The following is a 3,468-nucleotide window of genomic DNA, read 5'->3' on the forward strand; positions in this document are numbered from 1 at the left end:
TAAAGGTTACCCTGAACTGCTGTGCATCCCATTTGCTGGAAACCGAAGTATACTTACCCGCATTGTCAAAGTCGCCGCGGAAATAATTGGTTTTAAGCACATCTGTCACATTCAGCTTCACGGATCCTTTTCCTTTCAGCACTTTCTTTGATATACCCAGGTCAAGGGAACACATGGATTTCATTTTAAACAGTCCTTCTTCCGTTACCTGCGGGGATACATAGAAGAAAACAGCTTCGGCAGAAAGGTCTTTGCTCAACGTGAATGTTTGCTGGGTACGTCCGAAGAAGCCGGCTGAAGAAAGTTTTACCTGGTTATCATTTACCACTGTTTCAAACATTGCATAGGAAACGGAAAACGTAGTAAAGCTCATCCACCATTTTGTGATGGGCATGGGTACTGTTACGTTCAGGTTAAAGTTATCTGATTTGGCAACGTTCAGGTACTTATAACGCAGGATGGACGTATCACCGGTAGACTTATCAACATCCGCTTCCAGGATCCTCGTCATCATGTCTTTGGTATGCGTATATCCTATTGAGGTGATCAGGAAATCCCTGAAAGTATGGGTGATTTCAAAGTTGTTGGAATACTGTGGCTTCAGGTTAGGATTACCGGATTCCTTGGTATACCTGTCCAGGTAAAATTCAAAAGGATTCAGATCTTCATAGCTCGGGCGCTGGATACGGCGGCTGTAAGTCAATCCCAATGTGTTATCCTTATTCAGCTTATAGGTTAGTGCCATGCTCGGAAACAGGTTAAAATAAGTTGAATCATTCTTTACCTGTGTTTGCTGCTGATCTTTCATGGAAGTAGAAGTACCGGTGATATGCGTTTGTTCACCACGTAATCCCAGCTGCACATGCACTTTTTTAAACTGCCTGCTATAATTAATGTATGCGGCATTCACATTTTCCTGGTAGATAAAGTGGTTAGAGCGGTTTTCATCCAGCATCCAGTTACCCATTCTCAGCGAGTCGAAACGGGCATCATTATCTGTTTTCACAAAGCTCACTTTTGCACCCACTTCAAATTTGGCCTGGTTTTTCAGCGGATGCGTATAATCGATTTTTGCCGTTTTAATGTCAATACCGGAAGGCTGGTTATTGCGGGATGTGTCGCTACCCAGCATCCCCTTCTCTCCTCCATCGCGGGATACGGCATATATAGTGGCCAGTTGTTTTTGTGTGTTCTTTGCATAATCCACATCAATGTTCAGTTCCTTACCGGTTGTGTCCAGGATACCGCGGTAGTTTAAGTTAAACGCATTACGGTTCCAACTGCTGTTTTCATTGGTATGGGTTTTCAGCACGGAATCCACCCGGTTGCCATTACCGATGCGGGTAGTTGCAAAGCTGGGAATGCTGCGGTCGCCGCCGGATAAATCCGCCATCACACCTATGGTATGTCCTTTACTGATGAAGTAATCGGCTCCTATTTTACCGGCTTTGTAATTGGATTTTGTGTGCATATTATTTGTCTGGTCGTATACGCGATACTGGTTGTTTTCAGTAAGGGAGCGGAACAGACCCAGGTCTTGCTGTTGTTCACGGTGACTATAATTACCTGAGCCATATATATTGAACTTTTCATTGCGGTGGTTCAGGTTCAGGGCGCCGTTCCAGCGGGGCCAGGTACCATAGCCTGCGCCCACGGTTACGTTACCATTGGTACCGTAGTTTGTGTTCTTTTTCAGTTTAAGGTTAATGATCCCTGCGTTGCCGGCTGCATCATACCTGGCGGAAGGATTCGCAATCAGCTCTATCTGGTCTACATTAGTGGCTGGCATACTTTTCAGCAGCTCGGCAACGTCCTGGGAACTCATATTGGTTGGTTTGCCATCTATCATAATTATTACCCCGCTTTTACCTTTCATGGAAATATTCCCGTCCTTGTCTACCGTTACTGTGGGAGATTTTTCCAGTACTTCCATAGCAGAGCCGCCGGAAGCGGTGATGCTGTTTTCCACATTCACCACCATTTTATCGGCTTTCTGCTCTATAAAAGGCTTACGGGCGGTTACATCTACACCTTTTAAAGTTTTAGATGCTGCTTCCAGTGTTACAGCCGGCGCTTTTACGGAGCTGGCGGCTACTTCGAAGGCGGGGCTGTAACGTTTGGTCATGCCAACTGAAACTGCAGCAATGAGGTATTTTCCCTGTTTTACCTGTTCGAATTGATATTTCCCATCTATATCTGCGATCGCTCCTTTCACTAAAGAGGAGTCTTTTGCTTTTAATAAAGTTACAGTAGCAAACTCTACAGGTTTGTTGCCAGGCTGGGTTATTTGTCCGGCTACTTTCGGGGCTGTTTGTGCAAATGAGGTCAAAGCAGTAACTAACATACTCATTGTTAATGTTATAGCTTTAAAACTTGCTTTCATATATGGGTGATTTAGAGTGTAAATGTTTGACGATTCAGATTTCTTTAGTTCTTTGGTTTATATACTACAGTAGTTAAACTACTACAGTAGATCAACTACTACAATGCAAAAGTAGGTATTATGTATTACACAGTACATAGCATTACACAAGCGGTCTATAGATAGGGACGAATGGTAAAAAGCTATGGAACGATTAAAAGACGACTGGGGGAAATGAATGTTTCACAGGGCCTGGGCCTTATTTAAATAGTGGTGTTAAAGGCGGATGACCGGTATTATAGGAGGACAAATGTTCCTGTCCGGAAACGGCGGCAACCCAAAAGTACGACCCATGAGGAAAGGACCTTGCCTGGGAAGCTGCTACTCAGGTACAATAAGATCCTGTAATAGAAACCTGAAAATCAACGATATGTAGAAAAGATCGGCAGGTAAAGCTGTTTATACAAGCATGGAAGCGATGCTATGGAAAAATGGCTGGGAAACGGTAATGTAAGGAAGGGAGGCTAATGGTACACGAGGAAAGTACTGCAGAGATCAGGTGTTCCCGCTATAAAATCGGTTGTTGAGACTAAGGTAAATGAGGAAAGTACTGCAGAGATCAGGTCTTCCCGTTATAAAATCGCCTGTTGAGGCTAATCTACATGAGGAAAGTACTGCCAGGAAACCACTGGTAGAGAAAGTGGCCTGTCAGGTTGTGTAAAATAAGCATTCGATTTCCGGGATTTTGTAAGATAAGCCCTATTTTCGGGGAGATATTCAACGGGATCATCTCTTCTTTAATTCAGCCTTTCATCAACCCTGATAATTTTCCGGTAACCGGACTTACGGCGATGGTAATAATTCATACCATACGCAAATACCATCGTACATAAAAGCACCAGTAACATGGAAAGTGTATTCTTTAAACCCAATAAGAGTTTATCAATCGATAGCATTTTACCGGATAAAGAAGCCGCTGCAGGTGTCCAGCGGGTAAACTGATCTGTACGGGGATTATAATCGGCGTAGCGGTTTCCAGGTGTGAAACGGGCGGCAGCGGCTATCACTGCTAATTGCATCCTGATCTGTTCCAGTTCCGTCACCTT

The 3,468-nt window shown here is 44.0% G+C and carries 2 protein-coding genes; both read right to left on the minus strand.

Annotation, left to right across the window (positions count from 1 at the left end; all coding sequences use genetic code 11):
• On the minus strand, positions 1-2,383 hold a 2,383-nt coding region (locus VN105_RS26510), incomplete at its 3' end, for a TonB-dependent receptor domain-containing protein (protein ID WP_325645929.1).
• 776 nt (positions 2,384-3,159) lie between these two features.
• The coding region (locus VN105_RS26515; RefSeq protein ID WP_325645931.1) for a DUF2167 domain-containing protein at positions 3,160-3,468 on the minus strand (309 nt) is incomplete at its 5' end.

Origin of the sequence: Chitinophaga sp. (assembly GCF_035564935.1) — a bacterium.
In the GTDB taxonomy this organism is placed as follows: domain Bacteria; phylum Bacteroidota; class Bacteroidia; order Chitinophagales; family Chitinophagaceae; genus Chitinophaga.